16 protein-coding genes are annotated in these 16026 nt (G+C 66.1%); 7 read left to right on the forward strand and 9 right to left on the reverse strand.

Features of this window, described 5'->3' with window-relative positions; genetic code table 11:
• Positions 1–3: 3 nt before the first annotated feature.
• Positions 4–882, reverse strand: coding sequence for a glyoxalase III HchA (gene hchA / locus RHO23_RS05175; RefSeq protein WP_423488764.1), 879 nt, complete (start codon positions 880–882; stop codon positions 4–6).
• Between the two features lie 136 nt (positions 883–1018).
• Positions 1019–2455 (reverse strand): type I glutamate--ammonia ligase, encoded by a 1437-nt coding sequence (glnA, locus tag RHO23_RS05180; RefSeq protein ID WP_030095429.1) that lies wholly within the window; start codon positions 2453–2455, stop codon positions 1019–1021.
• Positions 2456–2595: 140 nt separating this feature from the next.
• Between glnA and RHO23_RS05185 the strand changes: the two genes are divergently transcribed.
• From RHO23_RS05185 to RHO23_RS05200, 4 genes are all read left to right on the forward strand, one after another.
• Positions 2596–3060: an RDD family protein gene (locus RHO23_RS05185; protein ID WP_030095430.1), complete on the forward strand. Its 465-nt coding sequence runs from the start codon at positions 2596–2598 to the stop codon at positions 3058–3060.
• Positions 3061–4455, forward strand: a complete 1395-nt coding sequence (locus RHO23_RS05190) for an MFS transporter (RefSeq protein ID WP_423488765.1) — start codon at positions 3061–3063, stop codon at positions 4453–4455.
• A 90-nt stretch (positions 4456–4545) separates the two neighbouring features.
• Positions 4546–5382: a GNAT family N-acetyltransferase gene (locus RHO23_RS05195; protein ID WP_030095432.1), complete on the forward strand. Its 837-nt coding sequence runs from the start codon at positions 4546–4548 to the stop codon at positions 5380–5382.
• A 16-nt stretch (positions 5383–5398) separates the two neighbouring features.
• Complete coding sequence (locus RHO23_RS05200) at positions 5399–6661, forward strand: lysine N(6)-hydroxylase/L-ornithine N(5)-oxygenase family protein (RefSeq protein WP_057966262.1); 1263 nt, start codon at positions 5399–5401, stop codon at positions 6659–6661.
• On the opposite strand, the gene RHO23_RS05205 is transcribed toward RHO23_RS05200, so the two are convergent.
• A complete protein-coding gene (locus RHO23_RS05205) occupies positions 6544–7188 on the reverse strand; it encodes a TetR/AcrR family transcriptional regulator (RefSeq protein ID WP_082822390.1) in 645 nt (214 codons plus the stop codon). The genes RHO23_RS05200 and RHO23_RS05205 overlap by 118 nt on opposite strands.
• A 168-nt stretch (positions 7189–7356) precedes the next feature.
• On the opposite strand from RHO23_RS05205, the gene RHO23_RS05210 reads away from it, so the two are divergent.
• Positions 7357–8586: a cytochrome P450 gene (locus tag RHO23_RS05210; protein ID WP_064408535.1), complete on the forward strand. Its 1230-nt coding sequence runs from the start codon at positions 7357–7359 to the stop codon at positions 8584–8586.
• On the opposite strand, the gene RHO23_RS05215 is transcribed toward RHO23_RS05210, so the two are convergent.
• From RHO23_RS05215 to sucB, 5 genes are read right to left on the reverse strand one after another with little or no spacing between them, the layout of a single operon-like run.
• Positions 8573–9322 carry a DUF4191 domain-containing protein gene (locus RHO23_RS05215; RefSeq protein ID WP_030095436.1) on the reverse strand — a complete coding sequence of 250 codons (750 nt, stop codon included), beginning with the start codon at positions 9320–9322 and terminating at the stop codon, positions 8573–8575. The genes RHO23_RS05210 and RHO23_RS05215 overlap by 14 nt on opposite strands.
• Positions 9323–9356: 34 nt before the next feature.
• Positions 9357–10346: a lipoyl synthase gene (lipA, locus tag RHO23_RS05220; protein WP_057969165.1), complete on the reverse strand. Its 990-nt coding sequence runs from the start codon at positions 10344–10346 to the stop codon at positions 9357–9359.
• Positions 10343–11062 (reverse strand): lipoyl(octanoyl) transferase LipB, encoded by a 720-nt coding sequence (gene lipB / locus RHO23_RS05225; protein WP_064408536.1) that lies wholly within the window; start codon positions 11060–11062, stop codon positions 10343–10345. Before lipB ends, lipA begins: the two co-directional genes overlap by 4 nt.
• Positions 11063–11066: 4 nt before the next feature.
• Positions 11067–11969 carry a TIGR01777 family oxidoreductase gene (locus RHO23_RS05230; protein WP_064408537.1) on the reverse strand — a complete coding sequence of 301 codons (903 nt, stop codon included), beginning with the start codon at positions 11967–11969 and terminating at the stop codon, positions 11067–11069.
• A 3-nt stretch (positions 11970–11972) separates the two neighbouring features.
• Entirely contained in the window at positions 11973–13742 is a 1770-nt protein-coding gene (gene sucB / locus RHO23_RS05235; RefSeq protein WP_423488766.1) for a 2-oxoglutarate dehydrogenase, E2 component, dihydrolipoamide succinyltransferase, read from the reverse strand.
• Positions 13743–13877: 135 nt separating this feature from the next.
• On the opposite strand from sucB, the gene RHO23_RS05240 reads away from it, so the two are divergent.
• On the forward strand, positions 13878–14108 hold the full coding sequence (locus RHO23_RS05240) for a DUF167 domain-containing protein (RefSeq protein WP_057966265.1): 231 nt from the start codon (positions 13878–13880) through the stop codon (positions 14106–14108).
• A gap of 48 nt (positions 14109–14156) precedes the next feature.
• A complete protein-coding gene (locus RHO23_RS05245) occupies positions 14157–14498 on the forward strand; it encodes a hypothetical protein (protein WP_057969163.1) in 342 nt (113 codons plus the stop codon).
• A gap of 6 nt (positions 14499–14504) precedes the next feature.
• On the opposite strand, the gene RHO23_RS05250 is transcribed toward RHO23_RS05245, so the two are convergent.
• On the reverse strand, positions 14505–16016 hold the full coding sequence (locus RHO23_RS05250) for a leucyl aminopeptidase (protein ID WP_423488767.1): 1512 nt from the start codon (positions 16014–16016) through the stop codon (positions 14505–14507).
• Between the last annotated feature and the right edge of the window lie 10 nt (positions 16017–16026).

The raw sequence follows: 16026 nt of genomic DNA on the forward strand, positions 1-16026 counted from the left end.
TGTTCAGCCGTCGACGACCGCGTTGACCAGGGTCTCCGCCGCCAGCAGGCCGAGGTTGTTGGACGCCAGCGGGCTGTCGCCGGTGAGTAGCTTGCGGTCTGCGTGTGTCTGCCCGGTGATCCCGGTGTTGAGGATCGTGACGCCTTGCTTACGCAGATTCTCGCCGACAAGCCACGGCATTTGCCCTGGGATGTAGCCGATTTCGATGTTGACGCCGGTGTCCAGGCTGTCCGGGAACACGCACAGGCTGTAGCCCTGAAAGGGTGATTCATCGCGGTCCAGTCCTGCGGCCAGCAGCGCGCCCGGGCCGTGGCAGAGGGTGATGACGTATTTGTCGTACTTCAGCGCCCAATCCAAGACCGTCCGGACTTCCTCGCTGTCCGGGATGCCCAGAAGCACGCCGTGACCGCCGGGAATGAACACGGCGAGGTAGTCCGAGTCCGGACCCAGGCCTTCGGCGATGATCCGGGAGAGCTTCTGCGGTTTCTTCAGTTGGGCGGACAGCTCGGCGTAGGTGTTCAACACGGCCTCGTCCTGGCGGGGCATCGCCCAGAGCTCAAGCTTGGCTGGATTGCCGGACACCGTGGCGACATCGATTCCGAAGCCCGCGGCCTTCAGGTGGTGCAGGGGCAGCAGCATCTCAACGGGATGGTTTCCGGTGGAGAACATCGTCCCGTTCTGCATGAGCATGTAGCGCTCTTCGGTGGCGATCATCAGGATTTTCCAGCGTCCACCGGTGTAGGCGTTCTCATAACGCACGCCGGCGAAGTCTGTCTTGGACGGCACGTACTGGCTCAGCGAGTACGGGGACGGAAAGAAGGCGTTGTCTTCGGCGGGGTCGGGGACTGGGGTCCTGTTCAGTTCCTCGGCTGCGTTCGGCACGGATTCCACGCTCCTCGAAAAGTTAGACGGGACATCTACTTTCAACGTACGCCGCTCCACCGTACTCCGTGCCGCGAAAACGACAAGGCCCCCGGGAAGATCCCGGGGGCCTTGACGATGGGCGGATTACGCGGCTCTACACGTCGAAGTAGAGGGCTACCTCGTACGGGTGAGGACGGATGTTGATCGGCTCGATCTCGTTCTCGCGCTTGAACGCGATCCAGGTCTCGATCAGATCGGAGGTGAAAACGCCCCCCTCGGTGAGGTATTCGTGATCCTTCTCGAGGTTGTCGATCACGGTGGCCAGGTTGGTCGGGGCCTGCGGAATGTTGGCGGCCTCCTCCGGAGGCAGCTCGTACAGGTCCTTGTCGACGGGCGCCAGCGGCTCGATCTTGTTCTTGATGCCGTCGATGCCTGCCATCAGCATGGCCGCGAACGCCAGGTACGGGTTACCCGAGCTGTCCGGGCAACGGAACTCGAGGCGCTTGGCCTTCGGGTTGTTGCCGGTGATCGGGATACGCACGCACGCCGAGCGGTTGCGCTGGCTGTAGACCAGGTTGATCGGGGCCTCGTAGCCCGGCACCAGCCGCTTGTAGGAGTTCACCGTCGGGTTCGTGAACGCGAGCAGCGATGGGGCGTGGTGCAGGATGCCGCCGATGTAGTGACGGGCCACGTCCGAGAGCCCGGCGTATCCGGCCTCATCGTGGAACAGCGGCTTGCCGTCCTTCCACAGGGACATGTGGGCGTGCATACCCGATCCGTTGTCGCCGAACAGTGGCTTGGGCATGAAGGTGACGGTCTTGCCGTTGGCCCACGCGGTGTTCTTGATGATGTATTTGAACAACAGCACGTCGTCGGCCGCGGCCAGCAGCGTGTTGAACTTGTAGTTGATCTCGGCCTGCCCACCGGTGCCCACCTCGTGGTGACCGCGCTCCAGGGTGAATCCGGCGTTGATCAGGTTGGTGGTCATCTCGTCACGCAGGTCGACGAAGTGGTCGTACGGCGCGACGGGGAAGTAGCCACCCTTGGGGCGCACCTTGTAGCCGCGGTTCGGGCTGCCGTCCTCCTCGTAGGGCTCGCCGGTGTTCCACCAGCCGGCCTCGGAGTCGATCTCGTAGAAGGTGCCGTTGATCTTCGAGTCGAAGCTGACCGAGTCGAAGATGTAGAACTCTGCCTCGGCGCCGAAGTAACAGGTGTCGGCGATGCCGGTGCTGGTCAGGTACTGCTCCGCCTTGCGGGCCACGTTGCGCGGGTCACGCGAGTAGGCCTCGCGGGTGAACGGGTCGTGGACGAAGAAGTTGACGTTCAGCGTCTTGGCGGCGCGGAACGGGTCGATCTTGGCCGTCGAGATATCGGGCAGCAGCAGCATGTCGGACTCGTGGATCGACTGGAATCCGCGCACGGAGGATCCGTCGAAGCCAAGGCCGTCTTCGAAGACGCTGGCATCGAAAGCAGATGCAGGGATGGAGAAGTGCTGCACGACGCCCGGCAGGTCACAGAACCTGACGTCCACGTACTCGACCTTCTCGTCGGCAATGAACTTGAATACCTCGTCGGGGCTACTGAACGCCATGCTTCTCCTTAATTGCCTCTTGTTCCACTGATCCATGAACGCGCGAATGAACCTATGGAGCCGGTGTTGCCTGCCGGTCAACCATATGTTGCGCGGATGTTACGCGTAACCACAGTTCGGTTGGCATTTACGCTGTGAGTATGGCGCGAGACCTGGGTTCATGGTTGTCGGGGCTTGGTTCGGTGCAGGGCGCGGGCAACTCTCGGTACCCGGGAGAGCAGCTCGGTCTGCCCGCGACCGGGCCCGGATCGGCGGCACCGATGGCGCGGCGGCTACTGGCGCTGCTGCTCGATTGGCTGATCGCCGGTGGCCTGGCGCTGCTGTTCGTCAAGGGAAACCTGTTGTCGCCCACGCTTTCCTCGGCCCAGCTGCTGACCTGGATCGCGATCGGCACGGTCGCGGTGCGGCTGTGGCGGTTCACTCCGGGCCAATACCTGGCGGGCTTGCAGGTCGCACCCGCCGACGGGACCAACTCGGTGGGCATCGGCCGCGCGTTCATCAGGAATCTGCTGATCGCCCTCATCGTGCCGCCGCTCATCACCGACGTTGACGGCCGTGGTCTGCACGACCGGGTGACCCGCACCGTCGTGATTCGTTCCCGCTAGATGGTCCTGCTCGCCGTCTGCATGGCGGTGTTCATGCTGCTGCTCGACATGACGATCGTGTCGAGCGCACTCGCCGACCTGCAGCTGTCCCTGGGGGCCGACCTCGCCGATCTGCAATGGGTCATCGACGCCTATGCGCTGCCGATGGCAGGGCTGCTGCTCACGGCCGCCACTCTCGGTGATCGCCTGGGCCGCCGGCGGCTCTACCTGCTGGGCATCGTGCTGTTCACCGCGGCCTCGCTGGGCTGTGCGCTCGCGACCAGCGCGCCCATGCTGATCGGGGTGCGGGCCCTGCAGGGCATCGGCGGAGCGATCCTGCTGGCGGTATCGCTGCCGATCATCGCCGCGGCGTATCCGCAGGAGCGCCGCGGTGCCCCCATCGCGATCTACGGCGCGGTGATGGGTGCGGGCAGCGCCGCCGGTCCACTGCTGGGCGGATTTCTCGTCACACACTTCGGATGGCAGTCGATCTTCCTGGTCAACCTTCCGGTCGGGGTGCTCGCGCTGGTGATCGCGGTGCGGCACCTGCCCGAGACCCGGGCCGACGAGCTGCGGCCGGTCGACTGGGTAGGCACCGTGCTGCTCACCGTCGGGCTGGTTACCGGCGTCTTCTCGGTGATCTCTCTGCACGACGGCGGAATTGGGGGCCGCACGTCCGGTGCGCTGGCCATCGTCGCGGTGCTGGCCCTCGTGCTGTTCTTCTGGTGGGAGGCGCGCACCCCCGCGCCCATGCTGAGCTTGCGGCTGGCCACCTCACCCGGTTTCGCCGGGGTCTGGGTTGCCGCCGCCGCGGCTTCCGGCACGCTCATCGCGGCCACCAACTATCTGGCGTTGTACTTCATGAACACATTGGGTTACAACGCATTTGAGACAGGTCTGCGGGCCGGACCGCTCACCCTCGCCACCATCGTGGGAGCCCCGCTGGGGATCCTGGCGGGTAGGCGACTGCCCACCAGGGTTGCCATCCCGGGCGGCGTGGCGCTGGTGGCCGTCGGATTGTGGGCTGCGTCGGGCGCTCACGCCGATACGGTCTGGACCCATTTCATCTTCGGCTCGGCATTGGCCGGGCTGGGGCTGGGAGCGCTCTCGGCGATGACATCCGATGCCGCACTGCAGTTCGTGCCATTGGATGACGCCGGGATGGCGACCGGGTCGGTGAGTACGGGGCGCCAGATCGGCATTCTCTTGGGCGTGGCAGGCATGGGCGTGGCATTCGGGCATGCCGCGGCCGGTAAGGCTGATGCGCGGGCCGCGGGCGCCGCGGGCATCGACAGCGTGCTGTTGCTGGGGGCGGCCGGGGCGGCCTGCGCCGCGTTCATTTCGCTGATTCTGCTCACTGTCGCTACGATGAATCGCTCGCACGATCCGGCCACCGGGGAGTCGCTAGCTATCTAGCCATCGGTGATCGCGCCTGCCTGCACGGATGCCCACAGGGATTTGTGCATAGCGGTCGTACGCCGTAGACAGAGGGAGTAGCTTTCGATCATGGAGAGCGCGGCGGTTCTCATCGCGGCGCCCGGTGTCGGTTCCGATCGGGGGACGGACGCGAACCCGCGGCCGCGGTACAGCATTGTCTTGTCGTCAGATCCGGCTGAAGTTGAAGCCGCGCAACGACTTCGGTATCAGGCGTTCGCCGACGAAATGGGGGCGCCACTGCCGCACGCCGTTCGTGGGCCCATCACAGGCGAGATGATCGACCTGGACAAGCTGGATCCCTATTGCGATCACCTACTGGCTCGCGACGAGGACACCGGCGCCATCATCGGCTGTTGTCGGCTACTGCCGCCCGAGGGGTATCAGGCAGCGGGGGAGACGTTCACCGACTCCATGTTCGATGCCTCGGCACTCGACCCGCTGCGGCCCAAACTGGTTGAGATCGGCCGGGTTACTGTCGCGCCCGAACACCGCAACGGCGCGGTGATGGGGATCCTGTGGGCCGGGATCTTCCGGTACCAGCAGATGACCGAGCATCAATACGCGATCGGCTGCCTGTCCGTGCGGATGGAGGACGGCGGGCCGCGTGGATCGTTGGTGCGCTCGGTGCATGACTTCGCACAGCGGTTTGCCGCCCCCGACGAATACCGTGTCGTGCCCAGAAACCCCGTCGTTGTGGACGGCGTGCCCCTGGAGGAGATCCCGCCTCAGGAGAAGGCGAAGATCCCGCCGTTGCTGCACGGATGCCTGCGCATCGGCGGACGTATCTGTGGACCGCCGTCCTTCGACCCGGAGTTCGACATGGCGGACTTCTTGGTACTGGTCACCAAGGACACTGCGCGGCAACGCTATCTGGAGCGTCTGGAGCGGTCCCTTGCTCTCGGATAGCCATAGTTCTCACGATGTGCTCGGGATCGGATTCGGGCCATCGAACCTGGCGCTGGCAATAGCGCTCTCCGAACATCCGCACCGGGCATCGGCCAAGTTTGTTGATGCCCAATCGCAATTCGGATGGCATCGCGGCATGCTGATCCCGGGCGCGCGGATGCAGGTCGCCTTCCTCAAAGACCTGGTGACCTTACGAAATCCCAAGAGTCACTACACCTTTGTCAACTACCTGACAGAGCGTGGGCGACTGCCGGACTTCATCAACCAACAGAGTTTCTTCCCGACCCGGGAGGAATTCCACGACTACCTGGATTGGGCGCAGCAGGCGCTCGGCGCCGATGTCGTCTATTCCTCGCGGATGGTCGGAGTTCGCGCCGCCGCCGACGGGTTCGAGGTGCGGTTGCAGGACACGTCGGGATTGTCGCCGGACCGTCTGACGCATGCGCGGGCTCTTGTCCTCGGCTGCGGAACGTTCCCGGCGATGCCGTCCGGCATCAATCCCACCGCGCGGCAATGGCATAGCAGCGAGCTGTTGCACCGGCTCGGTACGTGGGACGGGGCTCCGGCCCGCGTCGCGGTGGTGGGCGCCGGGCAGAGCGCGGCCGAGGCGGTGGCGTATCTGCACAGCCGCTACCCCGATGCCCAGGTGCACGCGATCTTTGCGCGCTACGGATACAGCCCGGCCGATGACAGCCCTTACGCGAACAGGATTTTCGATCCGGCCGCGGTGGACGACTTCTATGGTGCGCCCCCCGAGATCCGTCGCCAGCTGGTCGACTATCACCGCGACACCAACTACGCGGCAGTCGACTCTCCGCTGATCGCCGATCTCTACGACCGCGAATACCGGGAACGGGTCAGCGGGCAGCGGCGCCTGTGGATGCACAACGCCTCGAAGATCGTTGCCGTGGACGAGGCGCCCGAACGGGTACGCCTGGCCGTGACACATCAGCCGAGCTCCTCGACCGAGCTGCTCGACTGCGATTTGGTGGTGTACGCCACCGGGTACCGGCCGTTGGATGTGCGGGCATTCCTGGGACCGCTGGCTTCGTGTTACGAATTCGACGCCGATGGCCGGCCGGTGGTCGAACGCGACTACCGGCTACGGGCGCGGGCAGGTGCCCCGGGAGACGTCTACCTCAACGGATCGGTGGAGCACAGTCACGGGCTGTCGTCCTCGTTGCTCTCCAATGTCGCGGTGCGGGCTGGCGAGATCGTGGATTCGCTGGTCGCCGAGGCGGAGACCCGTGACGCGGTGGCGTCCTTCAAGACCGGGTAGACGAAGCGCTCGATCATCTCTGCCTCCAGCGCCGGGTCTGCTGCGGGCCAGAATAGAAATGCCATCACTACGCGCGAAATCCATTGCGCGGCAGTGTCGTCAGCGAGCCCGGTAAACATTGACGCCGAACGTGGAATTTCGGAGGCCGGGCTCAGATAGGAGCCGAGCGAGGCCGGCGACATCGTCGCCACCATTGCGCTGACAATCGGATCATGGCGGATAGCGGTCAACGAGGCGGTGATGGCGGTGACCGTACGCCGCTGGGCGTCCGCGGACTCGACCGCCCGCTGTATGTCGGTGGTGACATTTGCGATGTTCCGGGCCAGCACGGCGTCGACAATCGCAGGCTTGCCTCCGATGTGCCGATACAGCGTCGCGCGTGAGCATCCCGCCTCGCGGGCCACCGCATCCAGGTTCAGCCGGTCCAGCCCGTGCCGTGCGATCTGCCGAGCCGCGACCGACACGATGCGGTCGGCGGCCGCGGCATGGCGGTCGCCGGGGTGCAGCCAGTCGGAGCGTGGTGACATCAGTTCCTCAATCTATCTCAAGATGAGACATAACCACACAGAATTCTCAGTGTTTCTGCTGGTAGGGCGGCCGCCGTGAGACGCCACAGATCATGCCTCTGAACAGGTGTTTCTCAGTTTCCCGAATGCCTTGACGTGCGGTTTTCCGGTCTGTCAGCCTCGTGAGTGATGAGCACCGTGGAATTGTTCGACCCGCAGATCCTGGAGGATCCCTATCCGTTCTACCGGCGGCTGCGTGAGACGGCGCCGGTGTGGCCCGCAGGGGATTCCGGCTTCTACTTCGTCTCCCGCTGGGATCTTGTGGTGGAGGCCACCGAGCGCACCGAGGACTTCTCCTCCAACCTCACTGCCGCGCTGATGAAGTCTCAGGACTGCGAGACGGGACTGACGGTCGCGGCGATGGGACCGCCTGCCGATCCCACCCACGTCCTGGCCACCGGTGACGATCCGGTCCATCATGCGCATCGCAAACTGGTGCTCCCGACATTGGTCGCCAAGCGCATCACCGCACTGGAACCGGTGATGGCCGAGACGGGAGCCCAATTGTGGGAACGCGGATGCGACGGTCAGAGCATCGACTGGATGGCCGCGATGGGCGATGCGCTGCCGATGACCATGGTGGCCCGGCTTATCGGGCTGCCCGATGAGGACGTGCCGCAACTGGTGCAGTGGGGATACTCCAGTACCGAGATGCTCGGCGGGCTCAACACCGCCGAGCGGCAGGCTCAGGTCGTCACCGACACCATGTACCTCGTCCTCTACCTGCGTGAGCATCTGGAGAAGGAGCTGGCTGCCCCCGGCGAGGACCTGCTCGGATACCTGGCACAGGCATGCAATCGGGCAGACATCTCGCTGGACATCGGTGTGATGATCCTGGTGCAGTTGGTCGGCGCCGGCGGCGAATCCACCGCCGGACTGATGGGCAACGCGGTGCGCATTCTCGGAGAGAATTCCGAACTGCAGCAGCGCATCCGGGACGACCGTGCGCTGCTGCCCACGTTCTTGGAAGAGGTGCTGCGGTTGGAGTCGCCGTTTCGCGGACATCACCGGCACGTGGTGGCGGACACCTCGCTCGGCGGGGTCCAGCTGCCCGCGGGCAGCCACCTCACCCTGCTCTGGGGTGCGGCCAACCGCGATCCGGAGATCTTCGAAAACCCCGACGAGCTGCGCCTCGACCGGCCCAGCCCGCGCAGTCACATCACTTTCGGCAAGGGGCTGCACTTCTGCGTCGGGGCGGCACTGGCGCGCCTGGAGGCGCGTACCGCGATCAATCTACTGCTCGACCAGACGCGTGAATTCACGATCAAACCCGGTGGTGCGCAGTGGGTTCCGAGCATCATGGTGCGGCGGCACCAGAAACTGGAGCTGGAGCTCAGCCTGGGATCTAACGCCGCCTGATGGTGCGCTGCATTCCGCCGCGTGACTTCGCCTGACCGGGCATCGGCCCCTTCGGCATGGCCGCGGCGCGTGAGCCCAGCGCCGAGAGCCGTGACTCCAGGGAGTCCATCTGCTTGGCGGTGATGTTGGCGGGAAGCTTGGTGAGGTGGCGCTCCAGTTTGGACAGCGGCACCTGGCCATCCTCGTTGCCGACGATCACGTCGTAGATCGGCGTATCGCCGACGACACGTGCGGTGCGCTTCTTTTCCTGCGCCAAGAGTGGGCCCAGCCGTCCGGGAGCACCTTCGGCGACGAAGATGATGCCGGGCCGGCCGATGACGCGGTGCACGACATCGAGCTGTGTGGTTCCGGCGACCCCGGTGGTGACCCGCCATTTACCGCGCATGTTGTCCAGCGCCCAGCCTGCGGCGCCCTTCTGACCCTCGGCCTTGGTGAAGACCGATTTCTGTACGCGCCGGCCGAAGATGATGAACGCGACCAGCACGCCGAGCACCACGCCCAGGATCGGGAACATGAACACGCTGATGCCGCCCGAGAAGTATCCGGCGACCGCGAATGCCGCGACGATCAGTACGAACGCGCCGATCATGTACGGCAGAAGCCGCTTGTCTTCCTTGCGCTGAATCTGAAAGGCCTGCCACATCTGGGCGCGGCGCGCCTTCGATTCGACCTTGCGACGCGCCTTTGCCTCGGCCTTGGCGGCCTTGGCCTCGGCGGGACTCAGTGATTTAGGCATGGCTAGAGAATATCGCCCGGCGGCAACGCGCCTGTCATCCGATGAGGTTGATGGCCTCTTGCCGGGCCGAACCCGCCTCCGCCAGGTGCTCCAGCTCGGCGGGCAGGGGCCGTCCATGGTGGGCCATCGCCTGTGCGTACAGCCGACCGGCCCGGTACGAGGAACGCACCAGCGGCCCGGCCATCACACCTGCGAAGCCCAGACCCTCTGCGAACTCGGAAAGCTCCACGAATTCCTGCGGTTTGACCCAGCGATCAACCGGATGGTGGCGCGGTGAGGGCCGCAGATACTGGGTGATGGTGATGATGTCGCAGCCCGCTTCGTGCAGCGCGACCAGAGCTTCCCGGATCTCGTCGTTGGTTTCACCCATCCCGAGAATCAGGTTGCTCTTGGTCACCAGCTCCGCTTCGCGGGCGGCGGTGATCACCGACAGGCTTCGCTCATAGCTGAATGCGGGCCGGATGCGGCGGAACACCCGCGGCACTGTCTCCAGGTTGTGTGCCAGCACCTCGGGGCGGGATGCGAACACCTCTTCCAGCTGCTCCGGGACGGCGTTGAAGTCCGGGATGAGCAGCTCGACACCCGTGGCCGGGTTGAGTTGCTTGATGTACCGCACGGTTTCGGCGTACAGCCAGGCGCCACCGTCGGGCAGGTCGTCACGGGCCACGCCGGTGACCGTCGAGTACCGCAGACCCATGGTGTGCACGCTCTCGGCCACCCGGCGTGGCTCGTCGCGGTCCAGGTCGGCGGGCTTGCCGGTGTCGATTTGGCAGAAATCGCAGCGGCGGGTGCACTGCTCACCACCGATGAGGAAGGTGGCCTCGCGGTCCTCCCAGCATTCGAAGATGTTGGGGCACCCGGCTTCCTCGCACACGGTGTGCAGCCCACCCGAGCGCACCAGCGACTTGAGTTCCTTGTATTCGGGGCCCATCTTGGCGCGGGTGCGAATCCAGTCGGGCTTGCGCTCGATAGGGGTTTGGGCGTTGCGAACTTCCAGTCGCAGCAGCTTGCGGGGTTCGGTCATGCGCCCACCGCTCCTGCGCTGCTCCCGCCCGCCGCCCCGACGGCCAGCCGGCCCTCGAGTGCGTCGATCACGGAGGAAACGACCTGTTCGTGCACCTCGTCGATGGTGACATCCCGGCCCAGTTCGGCGGACAGGGTGGTCACACCGGCGTCGGTGATGCCGCAGGCCACGATCGGCAGGTAGGCGTCCAGGCTGTTATTGCAGTTCAACGAGAACCCGTGCATGGTGACCCCGCGCTGCACGCGGACCCCGATCGCGGCGATCTTGCGCTCCGGCTTCCCGCCGCCCGCGGCCAGCCACACACCAGAGCGGCCGTCGACACGTTTGGTCTGTACACCCAACTGTGCGCATACCGCGATGATCGATTCTTCAAGACGCCGAACGTAGTTCACGACGTCGATAGGCTCGGCCAATCGGACGATCGGGTAGCCGACCAGCTGGCCGGGTCCATGCCAGGTGATCTTGCCGCCGCGATCGGTGTCGATGACGGGTGCACCGTTGATCGGCCGTTCCTGCGCTTCGGTGCGCCGACCCGCGGTGTACACCGCCGGATGCTGCAAGGTCAGCAGCGTGTCGGGTCCTCCGGCCACGCGGGCCTCGACGATGTCACGCTGCAGCTCCCAGGCCGCCTCATAGTCGATCATGCCCAGGTCCCGTACGACGACGGGATCTGCGCTGGATCGGATGGATCCATGAGAGCGGTGCACGGGTTCCATTATCTCACTTCATCGGTCGGCTGTTGTTGGCGTAGGCGAGCGCCTCGCCGATGGTGTGGTGCTCGAACTCGAATCCGTGCTGTTCCAGGACCGCCGGGATGACGCGCATGCTGCGTGTCATTTCGGCGTCGGCGAACTCGCCGAGGACGGCCCGGAGCGCGAACTGCGGCGCTACCAGCAGGGTCGGGCGATGCAGAGTCCGGCCGAGGGCCGCGGTGAACTCGGCGTTGGTCACCGGTGCCGGGCCGGTGAGATTGACCGGTCCCGAGAGCGTCGATTCGGTCAGTGTGAACTCAAGGGCCCGGATCTGGTCCTCAAGGCTGATCCACGGCATGTACCAGCGTCCGTTGCCCAGCCGTGCTCCCAGACCCGCGGCGAAAAGCGGGCGTGATCTGCCGAAGAGCCCTCCGGCGGGGGAGAGCACCAGGCCGGTGCGCACGATCACCACCCTGGTTCCGGCCTGCACGGCCTCCTCGGTGGCGGCTTCCCAGTCGATGCACACCCGTGCGAGGAAACCGGTACCGCTGGATGCGGTTTCGTCGATGACGCGGTCTCCGCTGTCGCCGTAGTAGCCGACTGCGGAGGCGTTGATCAACGCCGGCACGCCGGCATCGGCGACGGCACCGGCCAGCACCTCCGTGGGGATGATGCGGCTGTCGTAGATCTCCTGCTTGTAGGCACCCGACCAGCGCTTGTCGCCGACGCCGACACCGCACATGTTGACGACGGCATCGGCACCCTCGAGAGCACCGGGCTCTATCTGCCCGCTCGCCGGATCCCAGCGCTGTTCGTCGGGGCCCATCGGGTCGCGGCGAACCAGCCGGACCACGGTGTGGTCTGCGGCACGCAGCGACGCGACGAGCGCCGACCCGATCATCCCCGAGGAGCCGGCGATGACGACACGCATGGGTTACAGACCCAGGTCCGCCTCGAAAGCCCCCTCTTCCAGGCGATGTTTGATGGTGGTGAGGAACCGCCCCGCGTCGGCTCCGTCGATCAAGCGGTGATCGTAGGTCAGCGGCAGGTAGCACACCGACCGGATGCCGATCGATTCGTTACCCGCTTCGTCACGGATCACCCTGGGACGCTTCACGATTGCACCAGTGCCGAGCATGGCGGCCTGCGGCGGCACCAGGATCGGGGTGTCGAACAACGCGCCCTGGCTGCCGATGTTGGTGATGGTGAAGGTGCCACCGGCGAGTTCGTCGGGCTTGAGGTTCCCCGAACGCGCGCGGGCGGCGATATCGGCGATGGCCCGGGCCAGCCCGGCCAGCGACAGATCACCGGCGTTGTGGATCACCGGAGACAGCAGACCTTGATCGGTGTCTACCGCGATGCCCAGATGCTCGGCATCGAAGTAGGTGATCTCCTTGCTGTCCTCGTTGTAGCTCGCGTTGACGTTCGGGTGCGACTTGAGCGCCTCCACCGCGGCCTTGGCGAAGAAGGGCAGGAACGTCAGGTTGACGCCTTCACGCTCGGCGAACGTCGCCTTGGCGCGAGCCCGCAGCGCCGCGATCTTGGTGACGTCGACCTCGTGGGTCTGGGTCAACTGCGCGGTCTGCTGCAGCGATTCGCGTGTCTTCTTGGCGGTGAGCTGACGAATCCGGTTGGCCTTCTGCGTGGTTCCGCGCAGATGGGCCAGCGCAGCAGGAGCCGCCGGAGCCGATGGCGCCGCAGCCGCGGGAGCTGCCGCTGCTGCGGGTGCGGGGGCCTTGGCGGCCTCAGCGGCAGCCAGGACGTCCTGCTTGCGAATGCGTCCACCCACACCGCTGCCGGTCAGCGCGGACAGATCCACGTTGTTCTCGGCCGCGAGCTTGCGGACCAGCGGGGTGACGTACGGGTTGTCGCCCGCGTCGGCGGCAGCAGCGGGTGCCGGTGCCGCGGGGGCTGCGGGTGCGGGGGGAGTGGCCGGTGCGGGTGCGGCAGGCGCCGGTGTTGGCGCTGCGGGCGCCGCCGGTGCTGCTGGGGCCGGTGCGGGCGCCGGGGGCGCGGGTGGAGCCGCGGCGGGCTCGGGGGTCGGTGCAGGCGCAGGTGCCGCGGCAGGAGCCGCGCCTGCCGCACCGATGACGCCGAGTTCGCCACCGACGGCGACGGTGTCGTCTTCGTTGGCCGAGATGCTCAGCAGCACACCGGCGACCGGCGACGGAATCTCGGTGTCGACCTTGTCGGTCGACACCTCGACGAGCGGCTCATCCACGCCGACCTCGTCGCCGACCTTCTTGAGCCAGCGGGTCACGGTGCCCTCGGTGACGGACTCGCCGAGCTCGGGCATCTTGACCGAGGTGCCCGGGCCAGCCGGAGCGTCCGCAGCGGCAGCAGGAGCGGCCGGTTCCGCTGCGGGAGCAGGCGCGGGTTCGGGCTCAGGTTCGGGAGTGGGGGCAGGTTCGGGGGCCGGCGCGGCGGCCTCGGGGGCGGGCGCGGACTCCGCGGCCGTGGCCTCGCCAGCCTCGCTGATCACGCCCAGCTCGCCGCCGATCTCGACGGTGTCGTCCTCGCGGGCAACGATCTTGGTCAGCACACCCGAAGTGGGAGCGGGGATCTCGGTGTCCACCTTGTCGGTGGACACCTCAAGCAGCGGCTCGTCGACTTGGACCGTGTCGCCCTCTTGTTTGAGCCACCGTGTCACCGTCCCTTCGGTCACGCTCTCACCGAGGGCGGGCATCTGGACGGAGAAGGCCATGGTTTCCACTCCTGAAAAGGTTCCGATAGCGGCTCACACAACGTGGACATATCTGGCTTACCACAGCGACGTGGACAGCGGGTCAATCCTGTCACTGACTGGAACGGCGCGCCTGCCCGGGTCCAAGATCGGAGGGTGAGCGAGCGCACGGTCGTCTGCGTCATCAAGCCCGGCAGTCGCAAGGGGCCCGCCGTCGAGGTTGCCGACGATGGCGCCCTCACCCTGTTCGTACGGGAGCCGGCCATCGACGGCAAAGCCAACAAGGCCGCGCTCGCTTTGCTTGCCGAGCACTTGGGTGTGCCGAAGTCGGCGGTGCGGCTCGTTGCCGGTCAGACCAGCAGACTGAAGCGATTCAGTGTGGGGTGACCGGTGGGATTACAGCCTGTTCTCAGAATTAGCTGGCACCATGGTCCAATGGCATGGATCGACGCCTTTCGAAGCAAGCGCGAGGGGCAGACCAAACAGGGCAACAACGACGACCTGCGCTACCTGGCGAATTGGGCCGCGGCGCGCACGGGCGTGGAGGCCTATGTCGAGCCGCAGACCAACTTCTCGGACGTCACCGTGATTCTCATCGCAGGGGATGGCGAGTGGACCCGCCGACGCGTCGGCGGGGTGGCGGGCGCGCGCCGAATCTCCGAGCGACTCAAGATCCCGGTGTACGACGTGCACCGGACGGGATACCCGCAACGCAAGCGTGATTACGACGCCCGGCAGAAAATCCTGAAGCGACGGGCAGCCGAGGAAGGCGCCTAACCGACGTCAGCCGTTGGTGGCGATGTCCTCCAGCACCCCGAAGATGGTTCGCACCGGCACGCCGGTCCCGCCCTTGGCCGTGTAACCCCACGGTCCGCCGGTGTTGAACGCCGGGCCCGCGACATCGATATGTGCCCACTGCACACCGTCGGCCACGAACTCGCGCAGGTACAGACCGGCCGCCAACATGCCGCCGTTGCGGTGGTTGGTGACGTTCGCCAGGTCGGCAACCCTGGATTTGAGATCGTCGCGCAGTTCCTCGGGCAGCGGCATGGCCCAACCGTTTTCGCCTACGGACTGCGAGATCGCCGACACCCGGTCGCGGAACTCGTCGGTGCCCATCACGCCAGGAGTGCGGGTGCCCAGGGCCACCACCTGTGCACCGGTGAGCGTCGCGGTGTCGATCAGATAGTCGGGCTCATCCTGGCAGGCCCGCACGATCGCGTCGGCGAGGATGAGGCGACCCTCGGCATCGGTGTTGATCACCTCGACGGTGGTGCCGTCCAGGTGGGTCAGCACGTCGCCGGGGCGCTGTGCCGTCGAGGACGGCATGTTCTCGGCCATGGGCACGGTCGCGATGACGTCGATGGGCAGCTGTTGGCGGGCGGCCAGCAGGGTCACCGCGATAACCGCTGCCGCTCCACCCATATCGGAGGTCATGTTCTCCATGCCCCCCGCGGGCTTGATCGAGATGCCACCGGTGTCGAAGGTGATGCCCTTGCCCACGAGCGCGACCTTCTTGGCCTTTTTGCCCTTGGCGCCCCGGTAGGTCAGCCGCACCAGCCGCGGTGGGCGCGAGGAGCCCTTGCCGACTCCGATGATGCCGCCGTAGCCGGCCTTGGCCAGTTCCTTCTCGTCGAGCACCTCGACCTCGATACCCTCGGTCGTCGCCAGAGTTTTTGCCCGCTTGGCGAATTCGGCCGGGAACAGATGACTGGGCGGGGTGTTCACAAAGTCACGCGCGATGATCACAGCGGCCGCGATGGCGGCGCCGCGCTCCATGGCGTCTTTCTGCGCGCGGCCCTTGTCGGCGACGAGCAACGTAACCTTCTGCAGTCCAACGTCCTTCGGCGCGGTTTTGGCGCTGCGGAACTCCGCGAACCGGTATCCGCCAAGTGCCAGGCCCTGCACGGTGGCATCGACATCGCTCGCGGACAGCGTGGTCACCAGGGTTTCGACGTTGTCGAGCGAGCGGGCGGCCACGCCCGCGGCACGCCGAATCGTCTCGGCGCTGGGATCTCCCTTACCCAGGCCGACCGCCAGCACGCTGGACACCGGCAGACCGTCCACGACCACCCGGGTGAGTTGCTCGCTCGAGCCGGTCGCGCCCACGGCCTTCAGAGCGGCCTCGATGGCCTTGACTGCCTTGCTGTCCAGCAGCTGCGCATCGACCACCTTGGGGCCCTTATCGGATTCTTTCTCCCCTGGGCGCACCCCCACCAGCAGCACCGCGGCGGAGACCCCGCGCTGCGGAATGGACGTGGCCAGGGTGAACGAAGGTGCCGTGTATGCGCTCATGAGATCACAG

It is taken from the genome of Mycobacteroides sp. PCS013 (assembly GCF_049532645.1).
In the GTDB taxonomy this organism is placed as follows: Bacteria; Actinomycetota; Actinomycetes; order Mycobacteriales; family Mycobacteriaceae; genus Mycobacterium; species Mycobacterium gwanakae.

Excerpts from the sequence above, each read along its gene's own strand:
- glnA (WP_030095429.1), bottom strand. The coding sequence starts at position 2,455 with ATGGCGTTCAGTAGCCCCGACGAGGTATTCAAGTTCATTGCCGACGAG.
- RHO23_RS05185 (WP_030095430.1), top strand. The coding sequence starts at position 2,596 with ATGGCGCGAGACCTGGGTTCATGGTTGTCGGGGCTTGGTTCGGTGCAG.
- RHO23_RS05190 (WP_423488765.1), top strand. The coding sequence starts at position 3,061 with ATGGTCCTGCTCGCCGTCTGCATGGCGGTGTTCATGCTGCTGCTCGAC.
- RHO23_RS05195 (WP_030095432.1), top strand. The coding sequence starts at position 4,546 with ATGGAGAGCGCGGCGGTTCTCATCGCGGCGCCCGGTGTCGGTTCCGAT.
- RHO23_RS05205 (WP_082822390.1), bottom strand. The coding sequence starts at position 7,188 with ATGTCACCACGCTCCGACTGGCTGCACCCCGGCGACCGCCATGCCGCG.
- RHO23_RS05210 (WP_064408535.1), top strand. The coding sequence starts at position 7,357 with ATGAGCACCGTGGAATTGTTCGACCCGCAGATCCTGGAGGATCCCTAT.
- RHO23_RS05215 (WP_030095436.1), bottom strand. The coding sequence starts at position 9,322 with ATGCCTAAATCACTGAGTCCCGCCGAGGCCAAGGCCGCCAAGGCCGAG.
- lipA (WP_057969165.1), bottom strand. The coding sequence starts at position 10,346 with ATGACCGAACCCCGCAAGCTGCTGCGACTGGAAGTTCGCAACGCCCAA.
- lipB (WP_064408536.1), bottom strand. The coding sequence starts at position 11,062 with ATGGAACCCGTGCACCGCTCTCATGGATCCATCCGATCCAGCGCAGAT.
- RHO23_RS05230 (WP_064408537.1), bottom strand. The coding sequence starts at position 11,969 with ATGCGTGTCGTCATCGCCGGCTCCTCGGGGATGATCGGGTCGGCGCTC.
- sucB (WP_423488766.1), bottom strand. The coding sequence starts at position 13,742 with ATGGCCTTCTCCGTCCAGATGCCCGCCCTCGGTGAGAGCGTGACCGAA.
- RHO23_RS05245 (WP_057969163.1), top strand. The coding sequence starts at position 14,157 with ATGGCATGGATCGACGCCTTTCGAAGCAAGCGCGAGGGGCAGACCAAA.
- RHO23_RS05250 (WP_423488767.1), bottom strand. The coding sequence starts at position 16,016 with ATGAGCGCATACACGGCACCTTCGTTCACCCTGGCCACGTCCATTCCG.